At 67.5% G+C, this 20395-nt stretch carries 19 protein-coding genes, 4 tRNA genes, 4 pseudogenes and 1 other annotated feature; of the genes and pseudogenes, 9 read left to right on the top strand and 18 right to left on the bottom strand.

Going from position 1 to position 20395, the window contains the following annotated elements; genetic code table 11:
* The first annotated feature begins 132 nt into the window (after positions 1 to 132).
* From GOAMI_RS05540 to GOAMI_RS05530, 3 genes and pseudogenes are all read left to right on the top strand, one after another.
* Positions 133 to 714, top strand: a complete 582-nt coding sequence (locus GOAMI_RS05540) for a TetR/AcrR family transcriptional regulator (RefSeq protein ID WP_006435414.1) — start codon at positions 133 to 135, stop codon at positions 712 to 714.
* The gene (locus tag GOAMI_RS05535; protein WP_006435413.1) at positions 707 to 2248 is read left to right on the top strand and encodes a flavin-containing monooxygenase; all 1542 of its coding nucleotides are present in this window, start codon (positions 707 to 709) and stop codon (positions 2246 to 2248) included. Before GOAMI_RS05540 ends, GOAMI_RS05535 begins: the two co-directional genes overlap by 8 nt.
* Positions 2245 to 3979: pseudogene (locus GOAMI_RS05530) on the top strand (GMC oxidoreductase). The gene GOAMI_RS05535 and the pseudogene GOAMI_RS05530 overlap by 4 nt, the downstream one beginning before the upstream one ends.
* 162 nt (positions 3980 to 4141) lie before the next feature.
* Here the strand turns inward: GOAMI_RS05530 and GOAMI_RS05525 are convergent.
* From GOAMI_RS05525 to GOAMI_RS05515, 3 genes are all read right to left on the bottom strand, one after another.
* Positions 4142 to 4771: an alpha-ketoglutarate-dependent dioxygenase AlkB gene (locus GOAMI_RS05525; protein ID WP_006435411.1), complete on the bottom strand. Its 630-nt coding sequence runs from the start codon at positions 4769 to 4771 to the stop codon at positions 4142 to 4144.
* A 281-nt stretch (positions 4772 to 5052) separates the two neighbouring features.
* Positions 5053 to 5358: a GIY-YIG nuclease family protein gene (locus tag GOAMI_RS05520; protein WP_006435410.1), complete on the bottom strand. Its 306-nt coding sequence runs from the start codon at positions 5356 to 5358 to the stop codon at positions 5053 to 5055.
* 163 nt (positions 5359 to 5521) lie between these two features.
* Complete coding sequence (locus GOAMI_RS05515; protein WP_006435409.1) at positions 5522 to 7051, bottom strand: SulP family inorganic anion transporter; 1530 nt, start codon at positions 7049 to 7051, stop codon at positions 5522 to 5524.
* Between the two features lie 226 nt (positions 7052 to 7277).
* Here GOAMI_RS05515 and GOAMI_RS05510 point away from each other — a divergent pair, with 226 nt between their 5' ends.
* Positions 7278 to 7790: a hypothetical protein gene (locus GOAMI_RS05510; protein ID WP_006435408.1), complete on the top strand. Its 513-nt coding sequence runs from the start codon at positions 7278 to 7280 to the stop codon at positions 7788 to 7790.
* Positions 7791 to 7875: 85 nt separating this feature from the next.
* Here the strand turns inward: GOAMI_RS05510 and GOAMI_RS05505 are convergent, their stop codons facing one another.
* The 3 genes from GOAMI_RS05505 to GOAMI_RS05495 form a co-directional block, all read right to left on the bottom strand.
* Complete coding sequence (locus GOAMI_RS05505) at positions 7876 to 8763, bottom strand: oxidoreductase (RefSeq protein WP_006435407.1); 888 nt, start codon at positions 8761 to 8763, stop codon at positions 7876 to 7878.
* A 314-nt stretch (positions 8764 to 9077) separates the two neighbouring features.
* A complete protein-coding gene (locus GOAMI_RS05500) occupies positions 9078 to 10793 on the bottom strand; it encodes an adenylate/guanylate cyclase domain-containing protein (RefSeq protein ID WP_006435406.1) in 1716 nt (571 codons plus the stop codon).
* Positions 10794 to 10980: 187 nt separating this feature from the next.
* The gene (locus GOAMI_RS05495; RefSeq protein ID WP_006435405.1) at positions 10981 to 11532 is read right to left on the bottom strand and encodes a YceI family protein; all 552 of its coding nucleotides are present in this window, start codon (positions 11530 to 11532) and stop codon (positions 10981 to 10983) included.
* A gap of 129 nt (positions 11533 to 11661) precedes the next feature.
* Between GOAMI_RS05495 and GOAMI_RS23760 the strand changes: the two are divergent.
* Positions 11662 to 12046, top strand: a pseudogene (locus GOAMI_RS23760) (cyclic-phosphate processing receiver domain-containing protein).
* A 97-nt stretch (positions 12047 to 12143) separates the two neighbouring features.
* On the opposite strand, the gene GOAMI_RS05485 reads toward GOAMI_RS23760, so the two are convergent.
* From GOAMI_RS05485 to GOAMI_RS05475, 3 genes are all read right to left on the bottom strand, one after another.
* Positions 12144 to 12392, bottom strand: a complete 249-nt coding sequence (locus tag GOAMI_RS05485; RefSeq protein WP_232513116.1) for a hypothetical protein — start codon at positions 12390 to 12392, stop codon at positions 12144 to 12146.
* Positions 12393 to 12529: 137 nt separating this feature from the next.
* Positions 12530 to 13132: an NUDIX hydrolase gene (locus GOAMI_RS05480; RefSeq protein ID WP_006435403.1), complete on the bottom strand. Its 603-nt coding sequence runs from the start codon at positions 13130 to 13132 to the stop codon at positions 12530 to 12532.
* Positions 13129 to 14175: a hypothetical protein gene (locus tag GOAMI_RS05475; RefSeq protein WP_006435402.1), complete on the bottom strand. Its 1047-nt coding sequence runs from the start codon at positions 14173 to 14175 to the stop codon at positions 13129 to 13131. Before GOAMI_RS05475 ends, GOAMI_RS05480 begins: the two co-directional genes overlap by 4 nt.
* Positions 14176 to 14519: 344 nt before the next feature.
* Between GOAMI_RS05475 and GOAMI_RS05470 the strand changes: the two genes are divergently transcribed.
* Complete coding sequence (locus GOAMI_RS05470; protein WP_006435401.1) at positions 14520 to 15602, top strand: tyrosine-type recombinase/integrase; 1083 nt, start codon at positions 14520 to 14522, stop codon at positions 15600 to 15602.
* A gap of 101 nt (positions 15603 to 15703) precedes the next feature.
* On the opposite strand, the gene GOAMI_RS05465 is transcribed toward GOAMI_RS05470, so the two are convergent.
* The 5 genes from GOAMI_RS05465 to GOAMI_RS05445 form a co-directional block, all read right to left on the bottom strand.
* Positions 15704 to 16090 carry a hypothetical protein gene (locus GOAMI_RS05465; RefSeq protein WP_006435400.1) on the bottom strand — a complete coding sequence of 129 codons (387 nt, stop codon included), beginning with the start codon at positions 16088 to 16090 and terminating at the stop codon, positions 15704 to 15706.
* Positions 16090 to 16719 (bottom strand): nucleotidyltransferase domain-containing protein, encoded by a 630-nt coding sequence (locus GOAMI_RS05460; RefSeq protein WP_006435399.1) that lies wholly within the window; start codon positions 16717 to 16719, stop codon positions 16090 to 16092. Before GOAMI_RS05460 ends, GOAMI_RS05465 begins: the two co-directional genes overlap by 1 nt.
* Positions 16720 to 16990: 271 nt before the next feature.
* Positions 16991 to 17064 (bottom strand) — tRNA-Phe (locus GOAMI_RS05455).
* A gap of 27 nt (positions 17065 to 17091) precedes the next feature.
* Positions 17092 to 17168 (bottom strand) — tRNA-Asp (locus GOAMI_RS05450).
* 48 nt (positions 17169 to 17216) lie between these two features.
* Positions 17217 to 17289 (bottom strand) — tRNA-Glu (locus GOAMI_RS05445).
* Positions 17290 to 17470: 181 nt separating this feature from the next.
* Here GOAMI_RS05445 and GOAMI_RS05440 point away from each other — a divergent pair.
* From GOAMI_RS05440 to GOAMI_RS23400, 3 genes are all read left to right on the top strand, one after another.
* A tRNA-Lys gene (locus GOAMI_RS05440) sits at positions 17471 to 17546 on the top strand.
* Positions 17535 to 17846, top strand: a complete 312-nt coding sequence (locus tag GOAMI_RS22490) for a polysaccharide deacetylase family protein (protein WP_081598194.1) — start codon at positions 17535 to 17537, stop codon at positions 17844 to 17846. Before GOAMI_RS05440 ends, GOAMI_RS22490 begins: the two co-directional genes overlap by 12 nt.
* Positions 17843 to 17965 (top strand): hypothetical protein, encoded by a 123-nt coding sequence (locus GOAMI_RS23400; RefSeq protein WP_255219180.1) that lies wholly within the window; start codon positions 17843 to 17845, stop codon positions 17963 to 17965. The genes GOAMI_RS22490 and GOAMI_RS23400 overlap by 4 nt, the downstream gene beginning before the upstream one ends.
* On the opposite strand, the gene GOAMI_RS23000 is transcribed toward GOAMI_RS23400, so the two are convergent.
* The 4 genes and pseudogenes from GOAMI_RS23000 to GOAMI_RS23395 form a co-directional block, all read right to left on the bottom strand.
* Positions 17962 to 18135 carry a hypothetical protein gene (locus tag GOAMI_RS23000; protein WP_006435398.1) on the bottom strand — a complete coding sequence of 58 codons (174 nt, stop codon included), beginning with the start codon at positions 18133 to 18135 and terminating at the stop codon, positions 17962 to 17964. The genes GOAMI_RS23400 and GOAMI_RS23000 overlap by 4 nt on opposite strands.
* A 13-nt stretch (positions 18136 to 18148) precedes the next feature.
* Positions 18149 to 18433, bottom strand: a complete 285-nt coding sequence (locus GOAMI_RS05430; protein WP_157228273.1) for a hypothetical protein — start codon at positions 18431 to 18433, stop codon at positions 18149 to 18151.
* A gap of 349 nt (positions 18434 to 18782) precedes the next feature.
* A pseudogene (locus GOAMI_RS05425) lies at positions 18783 to 20031 on the bottom strand (IS3 family transposase).
* Positions 19618 to 19749, bottom strand: a sequence feature (AL1L pseudoknot). (Overlaps the previous pseudogene by 132 nt.)
* Positions 20032 to 20082: 51 nt before the next feature.
* Positions 20083 to 20288: pseudogene (locus GOAMI_RS23395) on the bottom strand (IS21 family transposase); the annotation flags it as partial.
* Positions 20289 to 20395: the final 107 nt, after the last annotated feature.

Genomic DNA, 20395 nt, shown 5'->3' with positions numbered 1-20395 from the left:
CCGGCACCTCACGACGCGAGACACCCGCCCCCTCCGCCGGTTGAGCCGGCACCGAGCGCAGCGAGGCGCCGCGTCGAAACCCCCCACCCACTTACGAGCAGTCCGGACTGTTTGTGTGTTACGCTCACCACTGTGACCGAGCCCACCAGCACTCCGCGTCGGCGAACCCAGGCCGAACGCACCGCGGCGACCCGCACCCGGGTCCTCGACGCCGCGGTCGAAGCGCTGGTCGAGGTCGGCTACGCGGCCACCACCACCCAGGAGGTCAACCGGCGCGCAGGCGTCTCCCGCGGCGCACTGCTGCACCACTTCCCCACCCGGGAATCGCTGGTGGTCGCGGCCGTCGCACACCTCGTCGACCGTCGTCTCGAGGAGGTCCTGTCCCGCCCGCGTACGGGTGAGGAGGGACTCGAAGTCCTGATCGAGGCGTTCAGCGGACCGCTGTTCGACGCCGCCCTGGAGCTCTGGGTGGCCGCCCGCTGTGACGTCGGCCTGCGCACCGCCCTCATCCCGCTCGAACAGCGGGTCTCCGACGCCCTCGCCTTGGGTTGCGCCGAGCTGTTCGGCGACCGGTACACCCCGCAGGAACTCGAACTGTCCATCGAACTCGCACGCGGCCTCGCGGTGTCGCGCATCCTGCGATCCCCCGCCGCCGACCGCGACTACCTCGACCGTCTTCTGCCCGTCTGGAAGGACCTGTTGACCCATGACTGAACTCAGTTCGCTCCCCGAACGCGTCGACGTTCTCGTCGTCGGCGTCGGATTCGGCGGCCTCGCCGCACTTCACCGGCTGCGCAAGGACCATCCCGGGCTGCAGACGCTCGCCATCGAGCGCGCCGGCGGCGCCGGCGGGGTCTGGCGCGAGAACGACTACCCGGGTGCCGCCTGCGACGTCCCGACCTCGCTGTACTCGCTGTCGTTCGCCCCGAACCCGGACTGGTCGCACACCTACGGTCGACGCCACGAGATCCACAACTATTTGCGTTCCGTCGCCGCCGATTATGAGGACCAGATCCGCTACGACTGCGCGCTGACCGCGGCCCGCTGGGACGGTGCCGCGCAGGAGTGGGTCGTCGACACGACCACCGGCCGGATCCGCACCCGCTTCCTCGTCGCCGCGCCGGGCGCGCTGTCCGAGCCGGGACTACCCGAGGTGCCGGGCGCCGACGGGTTCACCGGCACGATGTTCCACTCCGCCCACTGGGACCACACCCACGACCTGCGCGGACGTAAGGTCGCGATCGTCGGCACCGGCGCGTCGGCGATCCAGATCGTGCCCGAGATCGTCGACACCGTCGGACATCTCACCGTCTTCCAGCGCACCCCCGCCTGGGTCGTGCCACGCCTCGACCGCAACATCGGCCCGATGGAACGCGCCGTCTACAAGCGCGTCCCCGGCGTCCATCGCCTGGTCCGACGGATGGTGTGGGCCTACCGCGAGGCCTACGTGCTGATGATGGCGCGCAACCCCAAGCTGCTGCCGATCGCGAAAACCCTTGCCCTGGCACAGCTCCGCGTCCAGGTCCGCGACCGTGCCCTGCGCAAGCGCCTCACCCCCGACTACACCATCGGCTGCAAGCGGATGCTGTTGACCAACAAGTGGTTCCCCGCCCTGCAGCGGGACAACGCCACCGTGACCGGCGCCATCACCCGCCTCACCGCGAACGGCGCCGTCGACGATCAGGGCCGCGAGCACGAGGTCGACACCGTCATCTTCGCCACCGGATTCACCCCCACCGAACCGCCCATCGCGAAGGTCGTCACCGGGCGCGACGGACGCACCCTGGCGGAGACGTGGCAGGGCTCGCCGCGCGCATACCGCGGCGTGGAGGTCCACGGCTTCCCGAATCTGTTCTTCCTGTACGGCCCCAACACCAATCTGGGCCACAGCTCGATCGTGCTGATGCTCGAACCGCAGGCGTACTACATGTCGAAGACGATCGCCGAGGTCACCCGGTCCGGACACTCGACCTTCGAGGTCACCCAGGCCGCGCAGGACTCCTACAACGCCGACCTGGACCCCGAACTCGAACGCACGGTGTGGAATTCGGGCGGTTGCTCGAGCTGGTACCTCGACTCCACCGGACGCAACTCGGTGATGTGGCCCAAGTTCACCAGTGACTTCCGTCGGCAGATGGCGTCCTTCGAGGCCGCCGACCACCGCTTCGACGACGCCGTCCCGGCCGTCTCCGAAGCCGTTGAGACCACCGCAATCGACACCGATCCCGAGAGGACCCTCGCCCAGTGACGCGCTCCCGTGTTCGTGACGCCGTTCGTCATGACGCCGACCACTACGACGCCATCGTCATCGGTTCCGGATTCGGCGGTTCGGTGGCCGCACTCCGGTTGACGGAGAAGGGTTATCGCGTCGCGGTCATCGAGTCGGGTCGTCGTTTCACCGACGCCGACCTCCCCAAGACCAGTTGGCGCCTCCGGGATTACGTGTGGGCACCGGCACTCGGTATGTTCGGCGTGCAGCGCATGCATCTCCTGCGCGACGTGCTGGTCATGGCCGGTGCGGGTGTGGGCGGAGGCTCGCTCAACTACGCGAACACGCTCTACCGGCCGCTCCCCGCCTTCTTCGACGACCCGCACTGGGGCCGGATCACCGACTGGGCCGCCGAACTCGACCCCTACTACGACCAGGCGTCACGCATGCTCGGCGTGACCACCTACCCGAAGGTGACGCCGGCCGACCGGGTGATCCGCAAGGTCGCCGAGGACATGGGCGTCGGCGACACGTTCGTCCACACCCCTGTCGGCGTCTTCTTCGGTGAGCCGGGCAAGACCGTCGAGGACCCGTACTTCGGCGGTGCCGGCCCGGCCCGTACCGGCTGCACCGACTGCGGCGCCTGCATGACCGGCTGCCCGGTCGGCGCGAAGAACACGCTGGTCAAGAACTACCTGTATCTCGCCGAGCAGGCGGGAGCGACGGTCATTCCGCTGACCACCGTCGACACCGTCCGCCCGCGTTCCGGAGGCGGGCACACGGTCGGGGCGCATCGGACGGGTCGACGCCGGTCGCGTCGTGGTCGCCGGTCGTTCACCGCCGACCACGTCGTCTTCGCCGCCGGCACCTACGGCACCAACAAGCTTCTGCTGGACATGCAGCAGAGCGGAACCCTTCCCGGGCTGTCGTCGCGTCTGGGCAAGGTGGTCCGCACCAACTCCGAGGCCGTCCTGGCCGCGACCGCCACCGACCTGAAGGTCGACTACACCGAGGGTGTGGCGATCACGTCGTCGTTCCACCCGAACGAACACGCCCATCGAGCCGGTGCGTTATGGCAAGGGCAGCAACCTGATCGGACTGTTGCAGGCGATGCTGATCGATGGCGACAGCCGTCTGCCTCGTCCGCTGGCGGCTCTGGTCGAGATGATCAAGCACCCGCTCGTCACGTTGCGGGGCCTGTCGGTGCGACGCTGGTCGGAACGCACGATCATCGCGCTGGTGATGCAGACCGCCGACAACTCCCTCGAATTGTTCGCCCGCCGAGGACGTTTCGGACCGATGTTGCGCAGCAAGCAGGGTGCCGGCGAGCCCCCGCCGACCTGGATCCCCGTCGGCCACGAGGCGGTCCGCAAGATGGCCGACGAGATCGACGGCGACGCCGGCGGTTCCATCGTCGACTGGCTGAACATCCCGATGACCGCGCATTTCCTGGGCGGTTGCTCGATCGGACGGTCCGCCGCCGACGGCGTCGTGGACCCGTATCACCGTGTGTTCAACCACCCGGGCCTGCACATCGTCGACGGTTCGACGGTGTCGGCGAACCTCGGCGTGAATCCGTCGCTGACGATCACCGCGCAGGCCGAACGCGCACTCGCCATGTGGCCCAACGCCGGTGAGGCCGATCCGCGGCCGGAGCTCGGTGCGTCGTATGAGCCGGTCGCCCCGGTGCCGCCGGTCCGTCCCACGGTCCCCGAGTACGCACCCGCCGCCCTGCGGTTGCCGATCACGCCGATCTCGAACGCCGGCTGAGCTCGCGACCCCGCTCGTTGAGCCGGTAGCGAGCGCCAGCGAGCCACCGCGTCGAAACGAGCAACCACCCCCGCTCGTTGAGCCGGTAGCGAGCGCCAGCGAGCCACCGCGTCGAAACGAGCAACCACCCCACAACCCGCTCGACGCCCAGGACTGGCTCGCTCACCACACCCCGGGCGGCCGCAGCTGGATGCTGATCCGGGCGCCGACGCCGCGCACCTTGGGTACCGCGTGTTCCCAGGTGCGCTGGCAGCTGCCGCCCATGACCAGCAGGTCGCCCGACGACAGGGTGAACTTCAGCGACTTGCCACCGCCTCGCGGGCGCAGCATCAGTGGGCGCGGGGCTCCCAAGGAGACGATCGCCACCATCGTGTCGTGGGTCGACGCCCGGCCGATGCGGTCACCGTGCCAGGCGACCGAGTCGTTGCCGTCGCGGTAGAGGCTGATGCCGGCGGTCGCGAACCCCTCGGGCAGCTCGTCCCGGTAGTGGCGGCTCAACGCGGCCCGCATGTCGGTGATCAGCCCGTCGGGAAACGGATCGTCCTTCTGGTAGATCGAGACCAGCCGCGGGACGTCGACGACACGGTCGTACATCTGACGCCGTTCGGCCCGCCAGGGGACGTTCTCGCGGAGGCGGTCGAAGAGTTCGTCCGGCCCGCCGATCCACCCCGGGCACAGGTCCACCCACGCACCGTCGGTGAGTGGACGCCGCGTCATCGAGGTCGACAGGTCGCCGAGCGCCGTTTCTGCGGCGACCTCGGCGAACAACGAGCCCTGGATGCCGATGGACATGTCGCCACCATACACCCGGATCGAACGCACGTTCGAGCATTGGGGTTCAATCGTTGCCCCGATGCCCGCCGGCTGACGGCTGCCCACCGCTGGCTGAGCCGGTACCGAGCGAAGCGAGGCACCGCGTCGAAGCCCCCGCACCGCCACCTCCACTGCCGGCTGAGCCGGTACCGAGCGCAGCGAGGCACCGCGTCGAAGCCCCCGCACCGCCACCCCCACCGCCGGCTGAGCTGGTACCGAGCGCAGCGAGGCACCGCGTCGAAGCCCCCGCACCGCCACCCTCATGGGTCGATCATGAGCCTCCGCTGCCCACCCTTCATCGCGAGGCCGGGCAGCAGATCCATTCTCCCTTCGACGAGCGCACGACGCTTTGCACGCGACCAACCGTGCAGGCGGCGTTCGGCCGCATGCGCCTCACCGATATGCGGGAACTCTCTTTGATAGACGAGACGAACAGGAAGCCGTGAGCGCGTGTACCTCGAACCTTTCCCACTCATGTGCTGGTTGACGCGGTGCTCGACGTTGCGCGTGCTGCCGACATACAGACTGCCGTCGGCGCACTCGAGGATGTAGACGAAGCCGGACATGGATCGACTGTGGACGATGGCGAGGCCTGCGGCACTGTCGTATCCACAGGTAGTAGCTCGATCCCCAGCGGGTTCGATGTCGGCTTGCGGGTGGCTTCGACGCGGTGCCTCGCTGCGCTCGGTACCGGCTCAGCCCAGCAGTAGGAACCGGCACGACACCGCGCTACTCCCCGCCGAGGTGCCCGCTCAACCGGCCGTGCCGTTCGGCGCTGGCGTCGTTGAGCCCGACGATCGTGACGTCCTTGCCCTTGGCCTCGTACTTGGTGGTGATCGCGTCGAGGGTCGCCACCGACGACGCGTCCCAGACGTGCGAGTCGCTGAGGTCGATGACGACGTTGGGCTCGCCGGCGGTGTAGTCGAACTGGTAGACGAGGTCGTTGCTCGAGGCGAAGAACAGTTCGCCCCGGACCTTGTACACGCGCGTGTTGGCGTCAGGTCCGGCGACCTCGACCACCTCCGTCATATGCGCGACGCGACGCGCGAACAGCACCGACGCGGTCAGCACGCCGACGACGACGCCGTACGCCAGATTCGACGTCGCGACCGTCACCGCGACCGTCGCCAGCATCACGACGGTTTCCGACTTCGGCATGCGGCGCAACGTCTTCGGGTTGATGCTGTGCCAGTCGAAGGTGCCGACCGACACCATGATCATCACCGCGACCAGCGCGGCCATCGGGATCTTGGCGACCACATCGCCCAGTCCCACAACGAGTATCAGCAGGAAGACGCCGGCCAGGAACGTCGAGATGCGCGTGCGCGCACGGGATTCCTTGACGTTGATCATCGTCTGGCCGATCATCGCGCAGCCGCCCATGCCGCCGAAGAGGCCGGTGACCAGATTGGCGACTCCCTGCCCGACGGCTTCGCGGGACTTGTTGGAGTGGGTGTCGGTGATGTCGTCGACGAGTTTCGCGGTCATCAGCGACTCGAGGAGACCGACGACGGCGATGGCGAGCGCGTACGGCGCGATGACGGTGAAGGTCTCCCAGGTGAACGGCACGTCGGGCACCAGCAGCGTCGGCAGGCTGTCCGGGAGTTCGCCCTCGTCACCGACATTCGGCACGTTCAGGCTCGCGATCAGGGTCACCCCGGTCAGCAGCACGATGGCGACCAGCGGCGCCGGCACCACGGTCGTCAGGCGCGGGAACCAGACGATGATCGCGATACCGGCGGTCACCATCGGGTACACCAGCCACGGCACGCCCAGCAGATGCGGCACCTGCGCGGAGAAGATGAGGATGGCCAGCGCGTTGACGAAGCCGACCATCACACTGCGCGGGATGAATCGCATCAGCTTGGCGACCCCGAGCGCACCCAGCAGGACCTGGAAGATGCCCCCGAGCAGCACCGCGGCGATCAGGTACTGCAGGCCGTGACTCTCGACGAGCGGTGCGACGACCAGCGCGACCGCACCGGTCGCGGCCGAGATCATCGCGGGTCGTCCGCCGACGATCGCGATGGTCACCGCCATCGTGAACGACGCGAACAGGCCGACCCGCGGGTCGACGCCGGCGATGATCGAGAACGAGATCGCCTCGGGGATCAGGGCCAGCGCGACGACGAGTCCGGCGAGGACCTCGGTGCGCAGCCGACTCGGTGAGCGCAGCGTCAGCAGGACGGACTGGCGGTCGGCCGGCGAGATGGTGGCCGGTGACACCGCGTCGGGGGCGGTCTGCGCGGACTTCCGCACCGCGGACTCCTCTGTATCGGGGTGGTGAACCCGCGGAACTCTACTCGTCCGCGACCCGCCACTCACATCGTCGGACGGTCCGCCCCTCGGCCGCCGTATCGCTCGCTGCGCGATCGGCCTGTTGCCCCCAGAGAACACCCGCGCCCCGGGGTGTGAAGTGGGACACAGCACAGTTGCGGCGACGATGCTTAAATCGTTTCGTTATAAATCACGAGGGGGAAACTCGATGAAGCGCTCCGGTGTCGCCGGTTTGTTGGTTGCTGCCGCCATGCTGATCCCGATCGCCCCGGCGACGGCCAACCCGGTCGACGACCTGTTCGGCAGCGCCAGCGGCAGCCTGGACTCCGGAAGCGCCGCGCTGGGGTCGTCGGGCGACAAGGTCACCCACTACGGCAAGCTCGGCCGCGCGGGCGCGCCGAACGGCGTGAAGTCGATCAACGTCTGGGCCTACAACCCGAAGGGCGCCAAGGAGACGACGCCGGGCACCTTCGCGAAGAACTCACGCCTCGGCGTGCGCTGGAACTCGATCATCGCCTCCGGCCCCATCGTCGACGGCAACGAGTGCCGCATGGAGGTCCGCCTCGCCGGACCGAAGGTGCCCAAGGAAGCGGCGCTGTACAAGACGCAGGACTGCACCGCGGTGAAGTCCTACTTCTTCAAGGGCGGCGGCAACTTCACCATCCGCGTCACCGACCTGATCTCGGGCGCATCGAACAGCATCGCGTTCTCGGTCGAGTGATCCCTCGACCGGGGACGTAGCACAATGCGGGCTGAGTGCTGGTTTCCAGCACTGAGCCCGCACTGTATGTGAGGAGCTGCGGCACTCACCCCGCCGACACGTCGAACTTCTCCCCGGTGAGACGTTCGGATTCGGCCCAGAGCCGCGCACGGAACGACTCGTCGTCGGCGACCTTCTTGTACTTGTTCCGTCCGGGCGCGCCGTGGAGGCCGAAGAATTTGGTCGGACCGAAGTACGTGCCGGATTCGAGTCCCGACATGGTGGCGGCGTACAGCTGCGGCAACGCCCCGTCGGCGGCGGACTGCGCGATCGGCAGCTTGTTGCCCAGCTTCGCCACGACGTCGGTGAAGTTCTCGCTGCGGCCCTGCAATTCCGTTGCGGCATAACCGGGGTGGGCGATGAACGACTGCTTCGACGAGCCGGCGTCCTTGAGTCGTTTGGCGAGCTCGAGCCCGAACATGAGATTGGCCAGTTTGGAGTCGCCGTAGGCCTGCCAGCGGCGGTAGCGGCGCTGTTCCCAGTTCAGGTCGTCGAGTTGGATCCTCCCGATCTGGTGCACGCCCGACGACACGGTGACGACGCGGTCGGTGATCTTCGGCAGCAGCAGCGCGGTGAGGGCGAAGTGACCGAGGTGGTTGGTGCCGATCTGCATCTCGAAGCCGTCGGCGGTGCGCCGCAGCGGTACGGCCATGAGTCCGGCGTTGTTGATGAGGACGTCGGCGCCGGTGAAGCTCGATGCGAAGGAGCGGACCGAGGCGAGGTCGGCGAGGTCGAGTTCGGCGACCGTCGCGTTGGGTCCCAGCTTCGACGCGACGGCGTCGGCCTTGGTGGTGTTGCGGCAGGCCAGGATGACGTGCGCGCCGGCGGCGACGAGCGCTTTGGCCGTCTCGGCCCCGAGGCCGCTGTTGGCGCCGGTCACCACGACGGTGCGGCCTGTCTGATCCGGAATGTTCGCTGACGTCCAATCGTTCATCGCAACCCCCTGGGTGGTGTGTGGCCCCGGCGTCGTCACCGCGATCCTGCGGCCCACGCTATTGACGACGTAGGACGGCGTCAACGATCCGTCTCGAGCGACCGGGGGGTTTCGACGCGGTGGCTCGCTTCGCTCGCTACCGGCTCAACCTGCAGGACGCGTGGCTCGCTTCGCTCGCTACCGGCTCAACCCGCAGGACGCGGTGGCTCGCTCCGCTCGACCCGCAGGACGCGGTGACTCGCTTCGCTCACTACCGGCTCAACCAACAGAACACGGCGAGTCATCTCGAGCAGACAGTCCCGACGTTCCGGTGCTCACCCGCCGAAGAACGTCGTCAGCCGCAGTGGACTGGCGCCGACGATGCGTCGTGCCGGGCGAAGCAGTTCGGCGATCAGGTTGCGCGACGAGCCGAGTCGTTCGACGAGGTCGGTGGGGGCGTAGAACTCGGTGGGCTGGGTTCGGCCGCGCATGATGCGGCTGCCGAGGAGTTCCCATTCGTCGGCTTCCGCGCCGGCCGCGTCGAGGGCGGCGCCGCTGGCCAGGGCGGGGACGCGACCGGTCTTGGCCATGTCGGACAGGCGGGCGGATTCGTTCACCGGGTCGCCGATGACGGTGTATTCGTAGCGTCGTTCGGCGCCGATGTTGCCGGCGAAGACCTCGCCGAAGGAGACGCCGATCCCCCACCGGATGTCGAGGCTCTTGGCGAGGCGGTCGGCGAGGTCGCGGGCGGCGGCGAGCGCGTGCCCGGCCGGGTCGTCGAGTTCGACGGGCGCCCCGAAGACGGCGAGCGCGGCGTCGCCCTCGAATTTGTTGACGAAGCCGGAGTGCTGGTCGACGACGTCGAAGACGATGCTGAAGAACGCGTTGAGCAGTTCGGCGACGTCGTCGGGACTACGGTCCTGGGACAGCCGCGTCGAGCCGACGATGTCGACGAACAGGACGCCCACCTCGGTGTTGGTGCCATGCATGCCGACGCCGTCGCTGATGGCGAGTTCGGCGACGGTGTCGCCGACGTGGCGGGCGAAGATCTCCCGCATCCGGTCGCGTTCGGCGAGTCCCTGCACCATCACGTTGAATCCGTGTTGCAGCACACCGAGTTCCGACGAGTCGTAGACGTGGACGCGGGCGTTGTAGTCGCCGTGGTCGACGCGGTGGACGGCTTGGCGCATCTCGGTCAGCGGGTCGGTGATGGCCTGTCCGACCAGGACGATGACGCGGGCCCCGGCGAGGAGTCCGACGATGGTGAGCACGACGGTGGTCCAGTCGACGACGCCGTAGACCTCGGGCAGCATCCCGGTGAAGCGGCCGGCGTTGACGGTCAGCAGCCCGATCATCGGCACCGCCGAACTCACCGCCCACACCGCGAGCAGCCGGATCCGGACGCCGTTCATGACGTGGTTGGCCGGGAAGTCCTCGAGGACGACGATGGCCAGCGGTCGGGCGGCGCGTTCGACGAACAGATAGGTCAGGCAGGCACTCGACATGCCGGCGAGGCTGAACGCCACCGCGACGCCGGCGACGGTCGCGACGGTGAGGTCGTCGGCGACGAGTACATAGAACAGCGCGGCGCCGAACCACGCGACCACGGTGACGAGCAGCTGGAATCCGGGTATTCGTTGCACCGAGCGTCGACGCGCATGGTCGGCGGGCCGGCAGCTGATGAACCAGTGCAGCTGGGGTCGGAAGACCAGCAGTCCGAGCAGCAGGTTGACCAGCAGGCCGGTGATGATCGCGCCGACGACGGCCGGGAAGTTGGGGGCGCCGAGCGTTTCGGCGAAGGTGAGTTGCCCGCCGTTGAAGGCCAGCTGGACGAGGAGGAAGGTCTCGACGCCGATCAGCGCGTTACTGGCGACGACACCGGTCATCGCCGTGACGGTCGCGTGGCGGGCGATGCGGGCCCGCATCTCCGGGCCGACGCGAGCCCACGTCTTGGGGCTCGGAACCGTGGGCAGTCCCCACAGCATCCCGGAGGTGCGGTGTCTCAGTCGCGTCCACGGCACGCCACGGCGGGTGCGGCGCCTGCGTCCCATGGGCTTCTCCTGCCTGAAGGCGATACTGGCAGCCTACCGAAGCGTGTGTAACCGAGGACACATCAAAAGTCCCTTGTCGCCCGGGCGGGTGAGAACAGACCGGCACCCACGCGGGGGATGCGTGGATGCCGGTCCGTGCACCGTCCGGACTCAGGGGTGTCGAGTCCGGTCGGGGGTGTGCGGGAGATCAGGCCTGGAGAGCCTCGATCTCGAGGGTGATGGTGATCTTGTCGCCGACGACGACGCCGCCACCTTCGAGGGGCATCTCGATGTCGATGCCGAAGTCCTTGCGGTTGATGACGGTCTTTGCGTCGAATCCGGCGACGACGCCCTGGCCCATGCCCGGGTTGGTGCCGTTGTACTCGAGCTCGAGGCTGACCGGCTTGGTGACGCCCTTGAGGGTGAAGTCGCCGTCGAGGATGTAGTCGTCGCCCTTGGCGCGCACGCCGGTGGAGACGAAGGTGGCCGTGGGGAACTGCTCGGCGTCGAAGAAGTCGGCCGACTTGATGTGGCCGTCGCGCTGCTCGTTGTTGGTGTTGATCGAGGTCACGTCGATCTCGGCCTGCACGGCCGGGGTGCCGTCCTCGGCGACGGTGATGGTGCCGGAGAAGGTGTCGAAGGTGCCGCGCACCTTGCTGACCATGAGGTGCTTGACGGAGAAACCGACGGCCGAGTGGACGGCGTCGATGTTCCAGGTGCCGGCGGGGATCGGGGCCTTGACGGTGGTGGCTGCGGTCATGATTGCGTCCTTCCAGACGAGCGAGGTGGTTGGTTCGCGTGGGCCTGGTCCACCCATCGCCACTGTAAACGGCCCTCGGTCCGGTTTCATTCCCCGGGGCCGACTTTCTCGTGTGAGACACATCACCCGATGGCGGAAGTCGAGTTTGCGGCCCCCATTTTGCGCAGCGTCCACCGCCGGCGGGGTCGATGGCTCTCACTCGCGCGACGCCGAGCGGCCGGCACCAGCCATCTGAGAGGATGGACCGCCATGAAGCTGTGGGTCGATGATCTGCGCACGCCTCCCGACGGTTGGGCGTGGGCGAAGACGAGCGCGGAGGCGATCGGCATGCTGACCGACCATGCCGTGACGGAGCCGTCTCTCGATCACGACCTCGGGGGCCGACGACACGACGCGTCCGGTGGTGTTGTGGATGTGCGAGCACGAGGTATGGCCCGAGGTCGTGCGGGTGCACAGCGCCAACCCCGTGGGTGTCGAGTGGCTGACGGGCATGGTCGACCGCTACCGCCCATGATCCTGACCGCGTGAGGCGCGGCGTCGTGCCCACCTAGGACGTCAACGGTGAGTCACCGGAGCTGATCCCGGCCCCCGGTCTCGGCACTGTGACCGGACTATCCGCGCCCGATGAGAAGCGCGGCCACCATGAAGGCGATCACGACGAGCGAGATCGCGCAGCCCAGCAGCACCTGCTTGCGCGTGGACATCGGCGCATAGGGGTCGTTGTACTCGTAGCGGTACACGACCTTCGCCGGCTCGGTCGCCGGCGGTTGCGGGGTCGCTGCCGGAGCCCGGTCCGGTGAGCGGCCGTCGACGGGCGGGTTCGCCGCGTTCGACGAGTTGGCATCTGTCACGCCCGCCATCATGCCCAACCGGCGAGTGACCCGCCAGCCGAATCCGTGTCGTCTGATCGGTGGAAATTCTTGTCGCAGAACGTATCTGAGAACGACACAATCCGGTGGGACGACCGTACGATTCGGTCACAAGGCCCAGAAGGGGTCTATTTCCAGGCGAATACCGGCTGCTCGAACTCGTCGACGCGGGTGTGGCGGTCGCGCAGCACGACTTCGGCGAACTGGTAGATCACCGCCGCGGTGGGCGCGTGCACCAGCGCCTCGACGATGGGCAGCTGGATCACCGGGCGCTCCGACTGCGGGATCGTCAGGAACCGGGGCTGCACGGCGAGTTCCGCGAACGTCACGAAGAACAGCTGTGCCACCTCGGCGGGGTTCGGCGTGGGCTCCTGGTAGTCCTCGGCCCAGCAGACGATGGGGGTGATCACGAAGCCCGAGCGCGTCGGGTAGTCGTCGAGGGTGCCCAGCACCGAGCTCGGCGGCAGTTGCACCCCGAGTTCCTCGTCGAGCTCGCGCAGTCCCGCGGTGATGTGGTCCTCCCCCGGGTCCAGCCGGCCGCCGGGCAGCGCGAACTGGGCGGCGTGGCGCCGCATGGTCGGGGGCCGCTTGCACAGCCAGATCCCCTGCCTGCCGTCTTTCTCGGCCACCGTCAGCACCACCGACGCCGGCCACGCGCCCGGGACGTCGACCCTGCGGGGGGCGAACCGTTCGACGCGCTCGGCCGCCACGGCCCGTTCGAGGTGAGTCACACCCTCAGTTGATCACGTTTCCCGTCCGACGCCGTGACCGCCTGCCCGAGGTGATAGCTGACCACACTGAGTGCGAACAGGCCGATGCCGAGGTTGAGCACCGCGCCGAAGCCTTCGAGCGCGAAGTCGACGAGGGCGTTGCTCAGCATGAACACCAGCGACGCGATGCGCAGGGTGCGCAGCGGCCAGATCCCGGCCATCCCCCGCCGGCGGGCCAGCATGGCGGGCAACGCCAGCGCCAGCGTCGCGATGCCGCTGAGGAACAGAATCCAGGTGGCGATGCGGTTGTCGGCGAGTTCGATGTAGATGTCGATGTCGTCGAAGCGGTCCTTGGTGAACACGAAGCTGAGCGCGCCGATGACGACGGTGACCGTGGAGAAGGCCACCAGGCTCCAGCCGACGACCGGCACCCAGCGCGGACTGCGGAAGAAGTCGGGGATCAGGCCGACGGCCCGGTCCCGCAGGATCATCAGCCGGTCCGGTGTGCCCTTGCTCGAGTCGAGCAGGCCGCGCACCTGGTCGACGGTGGCGGCGTCGAAGCCCTTGGCGGCGGCCATCTCGAGGAATTCCTCGGCCTGTCGCCGACGACGCTCCGGCAGGCCGTGGGCGACGCCGTCGGCGGCGATCGAGGCCGCGTTGGCGAGGGCTTCGGCACCGGTCGGCGGGGTGAAGTCGCGGACGATGCGGCTGATCAGCAACACCAGCACAACGAGGACGTACATGATCTCCGCCGACGGCCCGTAGAAGTAGTCGTTGTCGCGGGTGACGAACTTGCCGACCTCGTCGAGGAACAGCCCGAAACCGATGCCGCCCAACACCACCGCCGTCACCCGCGCGGTGGCGCCCAGGAACAGCCAGCCGGTGATCAGCGCCAGCATCATCAGCGCACCACCCCACAGGGCGTGGGCGATGTGCAGGGTGCCGCCACCGATCTGCGGGTAGCCGGTCAGGTGCAGGTACAGCCGGGTGATGAGGATCGTGCCGATCGCCAGGATCAGGAACCACTCGACGGCCGCGGTCCCGTAGACGCTGCGGATGAGCACCGACGTGGCGCGATTTCTCATGCAGAGAAGTATGTGGCCACCCGGACCTTCCGGCCGGTGAAAACCGGCGACGGGTCTGTGCCGTGTACGAGGCGGCGTCCGTGGGAGATCCCTCCCCGGCCGGGGTGCCGCCTTCCGGTGATGGGAACCGGACGGGCGCCGGGCGCGTCTCATTGTCGACGACGTCGCCGGGCCGGGCGCTGCCGCACCGGCCGCGGGCGGGGGTGCCCCCGACCCCCCGACCCCGCATCCGACCCCGAGGGAGGCACCGCCGTGGACACTGTCGGCGCACCCGCACCGGTGACACCCCCGCTGCCGTACCGCGGCCGTCCCGCAGGCCGGCGATGAGCATCACCCGCTACCGGACGGGGTCGGGTGAGCTGCGCTGGCGGGTGCAGTGGCGGCTGCCCGACCGGCGGACCCGGAGCAAGACGTTCGGCACGCGGCGCGAGGCGCAGGCCTTCGAGGCCGAGGTGATCGCCGCCCGCAACCGGGGTGTGGTGTTCGACCCGCATCGCGGCGACGCGTTCACCGTCGCCGCGGTCTATGCGTCCTGGCTGGCCACCCGCCAGGACGTGACCCCGAAGGTCCGGCGGGGTTTCGAGGACAACTGGCGGCTGTACGTGCAGCCGCAGTTCGGGGCGTGGCCGGTGACCCGGGTGGACCGGGCGTCGATCCAGACGTGGGTGAACGCGATGGACTGTGCGCCGCGGACCCGACGCTGGCGGCATTCGCTGCTGCGGATGATCCTGGCGCATGCCGTGCTCGAGGGTCTGCTGGTGAAGAACCCGGCCGAGGTGACGGTGTTTCCGCCGCTGGTGCCGGCCGAGCACCTCTACCTCACCCACGCCGAGGTCGACGAGCTCGCCGGGCGGTGCGGTGTGCAGGGTGACATCGTGCGCATCCTGGCCTACACCGGGCTGCGCTGGGGTGAGCTGACCGGGCTGAACGTGGCCGACGTGGATCTGGTCCGCCGCCGGATCTCGGTGCGGCGGTCGATGACCCAGGTCGGCGGGCGACTGGTGACCGGCACCCCGAAGAGCCGCGCCGGGCTGCGGACCGTGCCCATCCCGGGGTCCGTGGTGGCGGTGCTGGCCGCCCGGATCGGTGGACGGGCCCGCACCGCCCCGGCGGTTACCTCACCGCGCGGGGCGCGGCTGAGCCGGGAGAACTGGGTGCGCGCGGTGCGGTGGCGTGAGCAGGTCACCGCGCTGGGCTACCCGACACTGCGGGTGCACGATCTGCGCCACACCTATGCGAGTCTGGCCCGCGCGGCCGGCGCTGATCTGCGTCTGCTGCAGGTGGCGATGGGGCACGCGTCGATCACGGTGACCGCCCACACCTATGCCGACCTGTTCGACGGCGAGCTCGACGCGGTGGCCGCGGCGCTCGATGCGCGCCTCACCGCGCTCCGCTCCGACCGGTGACAACCCCTACCGCGCGGCAATTCCCCTCGTCCCAGCCAGATCCCAGCTCTCCGCGTCGCCATGCGGGTCCGCACCCGCGCGCCCACGACACGAACAGCGAACTACCCGCGGGCGGCCACGGCCTTCTTGGCTGCCTCGAGCAGGTGCTCCGCCGCGCGGCTCATCTTCGTCAACTCCGCGGCGGCGAGGTTCTGATGAGTGTAGGCCGCTTTGTTCTTCAGGTTGAGGAGGATGTTCAGATACCGCTCGGATCCCCTGTCTGCCCGCTTGAGCAACGCGACGGCCTCGCTGTGGTTCCCGGTGTTGGAGTGCACGCCGAGCCGCACGCAGCAGATCACGTCCGAGGCTGCGATACCTGCATCCACGTAGAGGTCCCCGGCTGCGTTGGGCATCTCCGGTCCGAGATGGTCGGCGGCCGCGAAGAACTCGGTCGCCTTGGACATGCGGCCGGCAGTGACCGCGGCATCACAGTTCCGCTGTCCCGCCATCAGGACCTCCTCGTCGGGCGCAGCTGCGCGGTGAACCAGGCCCGTGTCCCCGCAACGGTCAGGCCCTGTTTCGACACGTCGTCGAGCAGAGGCTCACCGGCGGCGACCGCGGCGCGCAACTCGTCCTCCGTGTACTCGATGATCCGGCCGTCGTTGCCGGTCCACGCGGTGACCAGACGAGCGAGCTCGGTGACCCGCTGGTCCCACCCGTCGTCCTCAGAGTCGGTGGCGCGCACCAGGAACACGTCGATGTCGCTGTCCAGCCTCATCCGCCCGGTCGCCGCCGACCCGAACACCGCGGCGTACCGGAGCGACCCCTCCCACTCGGTGAGATGCTGTTCGAGGCGATGCAGGAACGTCGAGTTCAGCCGCGACAGCGCCATGATCGGCTGGGCCGCGAGATGCTCGGTGTTGAGACGGTAGGTATGGGTCCGCCCCACTTCATCGTGCAGCACCACGCCCTGTGCGCTGAGCCGGTTGAGGACCTTGCGGATGCCTTCGCCTGATGCGGTGCCGAGGATGCGCTGGACCTGGCTGATCGTGAACGTGACATCAGCGCTCGCCAGAACCGCGAGCACGTCGCCGTCCAGGGTCGGCGTCACCGTGGCGAACGGCTTGTTGAGCTGCATGACCCACCCTTCTCCAACGAAAGTTAGAGTAACACAACTATAGTTGGAGAACGGCTGGCCACGCGGCTCGTCCCGGATGGACCACCGTAGGCAGCGCCGTCAGCCGGGAGGACGTCGCCGGACTCCATCACGGACTGGGCAGATAGACCACCGAGAACCCGCACCGACAGCCGGCCCCCATCGGCCAGTGACCCACGCCGTGGGCACCAACCCCGGCACCGATGCCGGAACACGAAAAAACCTCCCGGGTGAACCGGGAGGTTTTCGTCGGTGGCCAGAGTCGGGATCGAACCGACGACCTTCCGCTTTTCAGGCGGACGCTCGTACCAACTGAGCTACCTGGCCAGACGGTGTCGGTGGATACCGAAACCTTGGCGACCCTGACGGGACTCGAACCCGCGACCTCCGCCGTGACAGGGCGGCGCGCTAACCAACTGCGCCACAGGGCCTTGTTCAATTGTGCTGGCCGACCCCCGTTGCCGAGTTTCGTCCAGGCGTACCCCCTACGGGATTCGAACCCGCGCTACCGCCTTGAAAGGGCGGCGTCCTAGGCCGCTAGACGAAGGGGGCCGGTCTCGCTTCTCCGCTGGGAGCTCGCATAGCTTATGACAGGTTTCGAGCAAACCACAAATCGGGTGGTCAGGGGCAGAAACGGCCGTTTTGGGCACCAGCTCGCGACACGCGTGGAGGGCCCCGTTCAGGCCGGCGCAACAGGCTGTAAACTCATCGACGCCCCGCCTCGCCGGGGTACGCCCCTATAGCTCAGTTGGTAGAGCTACGGACTTTTAATCCGCAGGTCCCAGGTTCGAGCCCTGGTGGGGGCACCACCGGCCGGCGCCACCACGATCCGGTTGGGCCGCATCGAGTACGTGACGCTGCCCAAGCCCTATCCGAACGGCGTGCTGGTCTGCACCTACGACGACTCTTTCCTGTCGCACTACACCATCGCCTGCGATCACCACGACCGCTACGGCACCAAGGGCGTGCTGTTCCCGATCCTCGAACGAATCGACCAGGCGAGGAAAAGGGACGATTCTCTGGCAATGGCGCCGAGGACCAGCAGATTCCGTCGCTACCGTTCCGCCCGTACGGGTAGTCGCGTGGCAAACTCACCGTCGCGAATGTGACTGGCGAAATCGACGGAGCCATCGCCAACCGCGCGGCGGTCATCGACTACGCCGCATCGACGAACATAGCGATACGAAGGTTCGAGCAACTGCGGCATGCGGGACTCACCTACACCTAGTGGCGGGCGAAGAGTTCCAGCAGGGCGCTCTCGTAATCGGCGGCGATGTCGGCAGGCTCGCGGCCCACGGGCTGCCCCAACCCCTGCGCGAACTTCGCATACTCATCTCGGCGTGAGTCGACCGACGCCTGGTATTCGAGCGTCAGATCCAGTAGTCGTCTCCCCAACATGTCCGATATCAGATCACGAAGATTCGAGGGACGCTGCCTGGATCTCGTCATTCCTCCGTTCGGAGGATAGGAAGAGTGTCACGAAGCTGATGGACAGCACCGGCGCGGACACCGCGAACAACGACCACATGAGAACGGCTTTGTCGCGCATGATGTTCCGGCACGGTTCGATCGGTTCGAACACGTTGCTCCGGAGGAGGGGGTGCCCGCAGGTGATCGTTCCTCCTTGCACCGTCACTGTCGTATAGGCCACAACAATGCCAATGATCACCAGGCTGAGGCCGGCGATCAGGAACACGACTCCGACCTTCCGCATGCCGTGTGACGCTAGCAGCGTTGTCCCGCAACGTTCTTCGCGAGCGGGCCCATGTAGCCCAATCAGACTACGTTCGGGCGTCGGTACCATTCTGGTCATAACCCGGCAGTGGGTCGGTGCCCGGGCTAGCGGCTCAACCTCGGACACCTCGCCGGGCATCGCGATTTGGGGTCAGGGTGCCCGGCTGCAGACATCGGTACCCTCTGTTGTCGTGCCCGAAACGGCCGAAGATCTTCTGGTCGTAGGACACTCGTGATCGAACGAACAAACTCGAACGGACTACACCGCCGACCCCATAACTAAACCGCTCTGGATCGGATGGAGACCTGTTCTAGGCCACCTCAGCTTCGGAGGCGACGCCTTCACGGTAGCGCGCCTCGTACTCGACCGGTCGGCAGTGGCCGACCAGTGAATGCAGCCGCTCGGTGTTGTACCGATGCCCCCAGGCGGCAGCCTCTCGCTCGACCTCGGCCCGACCGGTCCAGGACTTCTGGCGGTCGATCACTTCGGTCTTATACAACCCAATCGTCGATTCCATCAACGCATTGTCGAGAGCGTCACCGACTGAACCGATTGACCCGGCCAACCCTGAGTCGCGCAACGGTTCGGTGAACGCCAGCGACGTGTACCGGCTACCTGCATCGCCGCGAGGGACCAATCCTGTTGCAGTGACGGAGAAATCGCACCTACGCCGGGTGAACAAGGCTTACTCGAGGACCCTAGTCGCCAGTGGTGTCATCTTGCTGGTCATCACCCGCCTGCCCAATATCCTTCGCGAGTACACATTGACGAGGAACGCGGTATAGCCGAACCCGAACAGTTCAGCAGTAGGTGAAGTCGGCCACCCACCACCGGTCCGGACACGCTGGCCGTGAACACTGACGTTCGACGAGATCGGGATGTCGAGGCGCACGCTCATCGCATGCCGAGTATTGATCGTGCACTGTTTGCCGCACGCCCCCCGCGATTCCGCAGACCCGCATCAGTGGACCTACTTGGTCGCGGCCCATCTCGCGGCCTTCGCCGCGCATCGCGTGCCAGAGTTTACGAACACCATCCCGACCACGATTGCGGTGAAATGCCTGATAGACAGCGTGAGCGCCGTACGCCTCGGCGAGCGCGGCAGCCATGACTGCACCTGCTTGTTCGCGGGCGTAGTAGGTGCTCGGGGCGATCTGCATGCCGTGCTCGCGGAGCACTCGGCAGATCCGGGCGACCCCGAACCGGTCCCTGTGAGCGTCGATGAAATCGACGATCACCGCAGTCGGCGGTCGACCTCCGCCTCTGCGAGAAACGCCGACGCAGTCTTCAAACTCTTATTCGCTCTGCGCAATTCGGCGACTTCCTTGAGGAGCGCAGCAAGTTCGGCATCGTGCTCGCCCACGGTCGTGGTTCCGCGTGCGGTGACGATTGGCTGGTCCTTACGGTCCAGTTCGGCAACGTCGCCTCGTTGATGCCAACCAACTCTCCTACATGCTGACGAGCGGACAGTTACGACCCGCCGTGCTCTACGAGCCAGTCGTAATACCTCTCACCGCCCGCTCCCGCGTCTCCTGATCGAACTTCCTCGGTGCCGCAATACCGACATTCTCCTGGTGAGATCACGGTCTCCCCCAGACCAAGCACGGTCCATCCTCGGCCAGCCGCGACCTCACGTAGTCCAGGAACGGTTCGGACGGATCGGTGTTTGGTTCTTGCGCACGCCAGGCGTGCTCTCGCCGTTGAGGTAGGCGCGGATGGTTTTCCTGACGTGACCGGTATGGCGGGCGATCGCGGAGATCGTCCACCCCTGTCTGCGTAGTGCGTGTACTTCCACATCGTCCTCCCGTATCAACATGCAAGCGGGCCTCCCGTGTGCTGGTGAGTGGTCAGAGACCATCAGCTTCACGGGAGGCCGGCCTGCTGGCGGAGCCACACGGGCGAGGAATTCAGATGAGCATCACT

The sequence above is a fragment of the Gordonia amicalis NBRC 100051 = JCM 11271 genome (assembly GCF_000332995.1).
Lineage (GTDB): Bacteria > Actinomycetota > Actinomycetes > Mycobacteriales > Mycobacteriaceae > Gordonia > Gordonia amicalis.
Note: the sequence above shows the minus strand (reverse complement) of the source record. Positions and strands in the feature narration are given on the sequence as shown.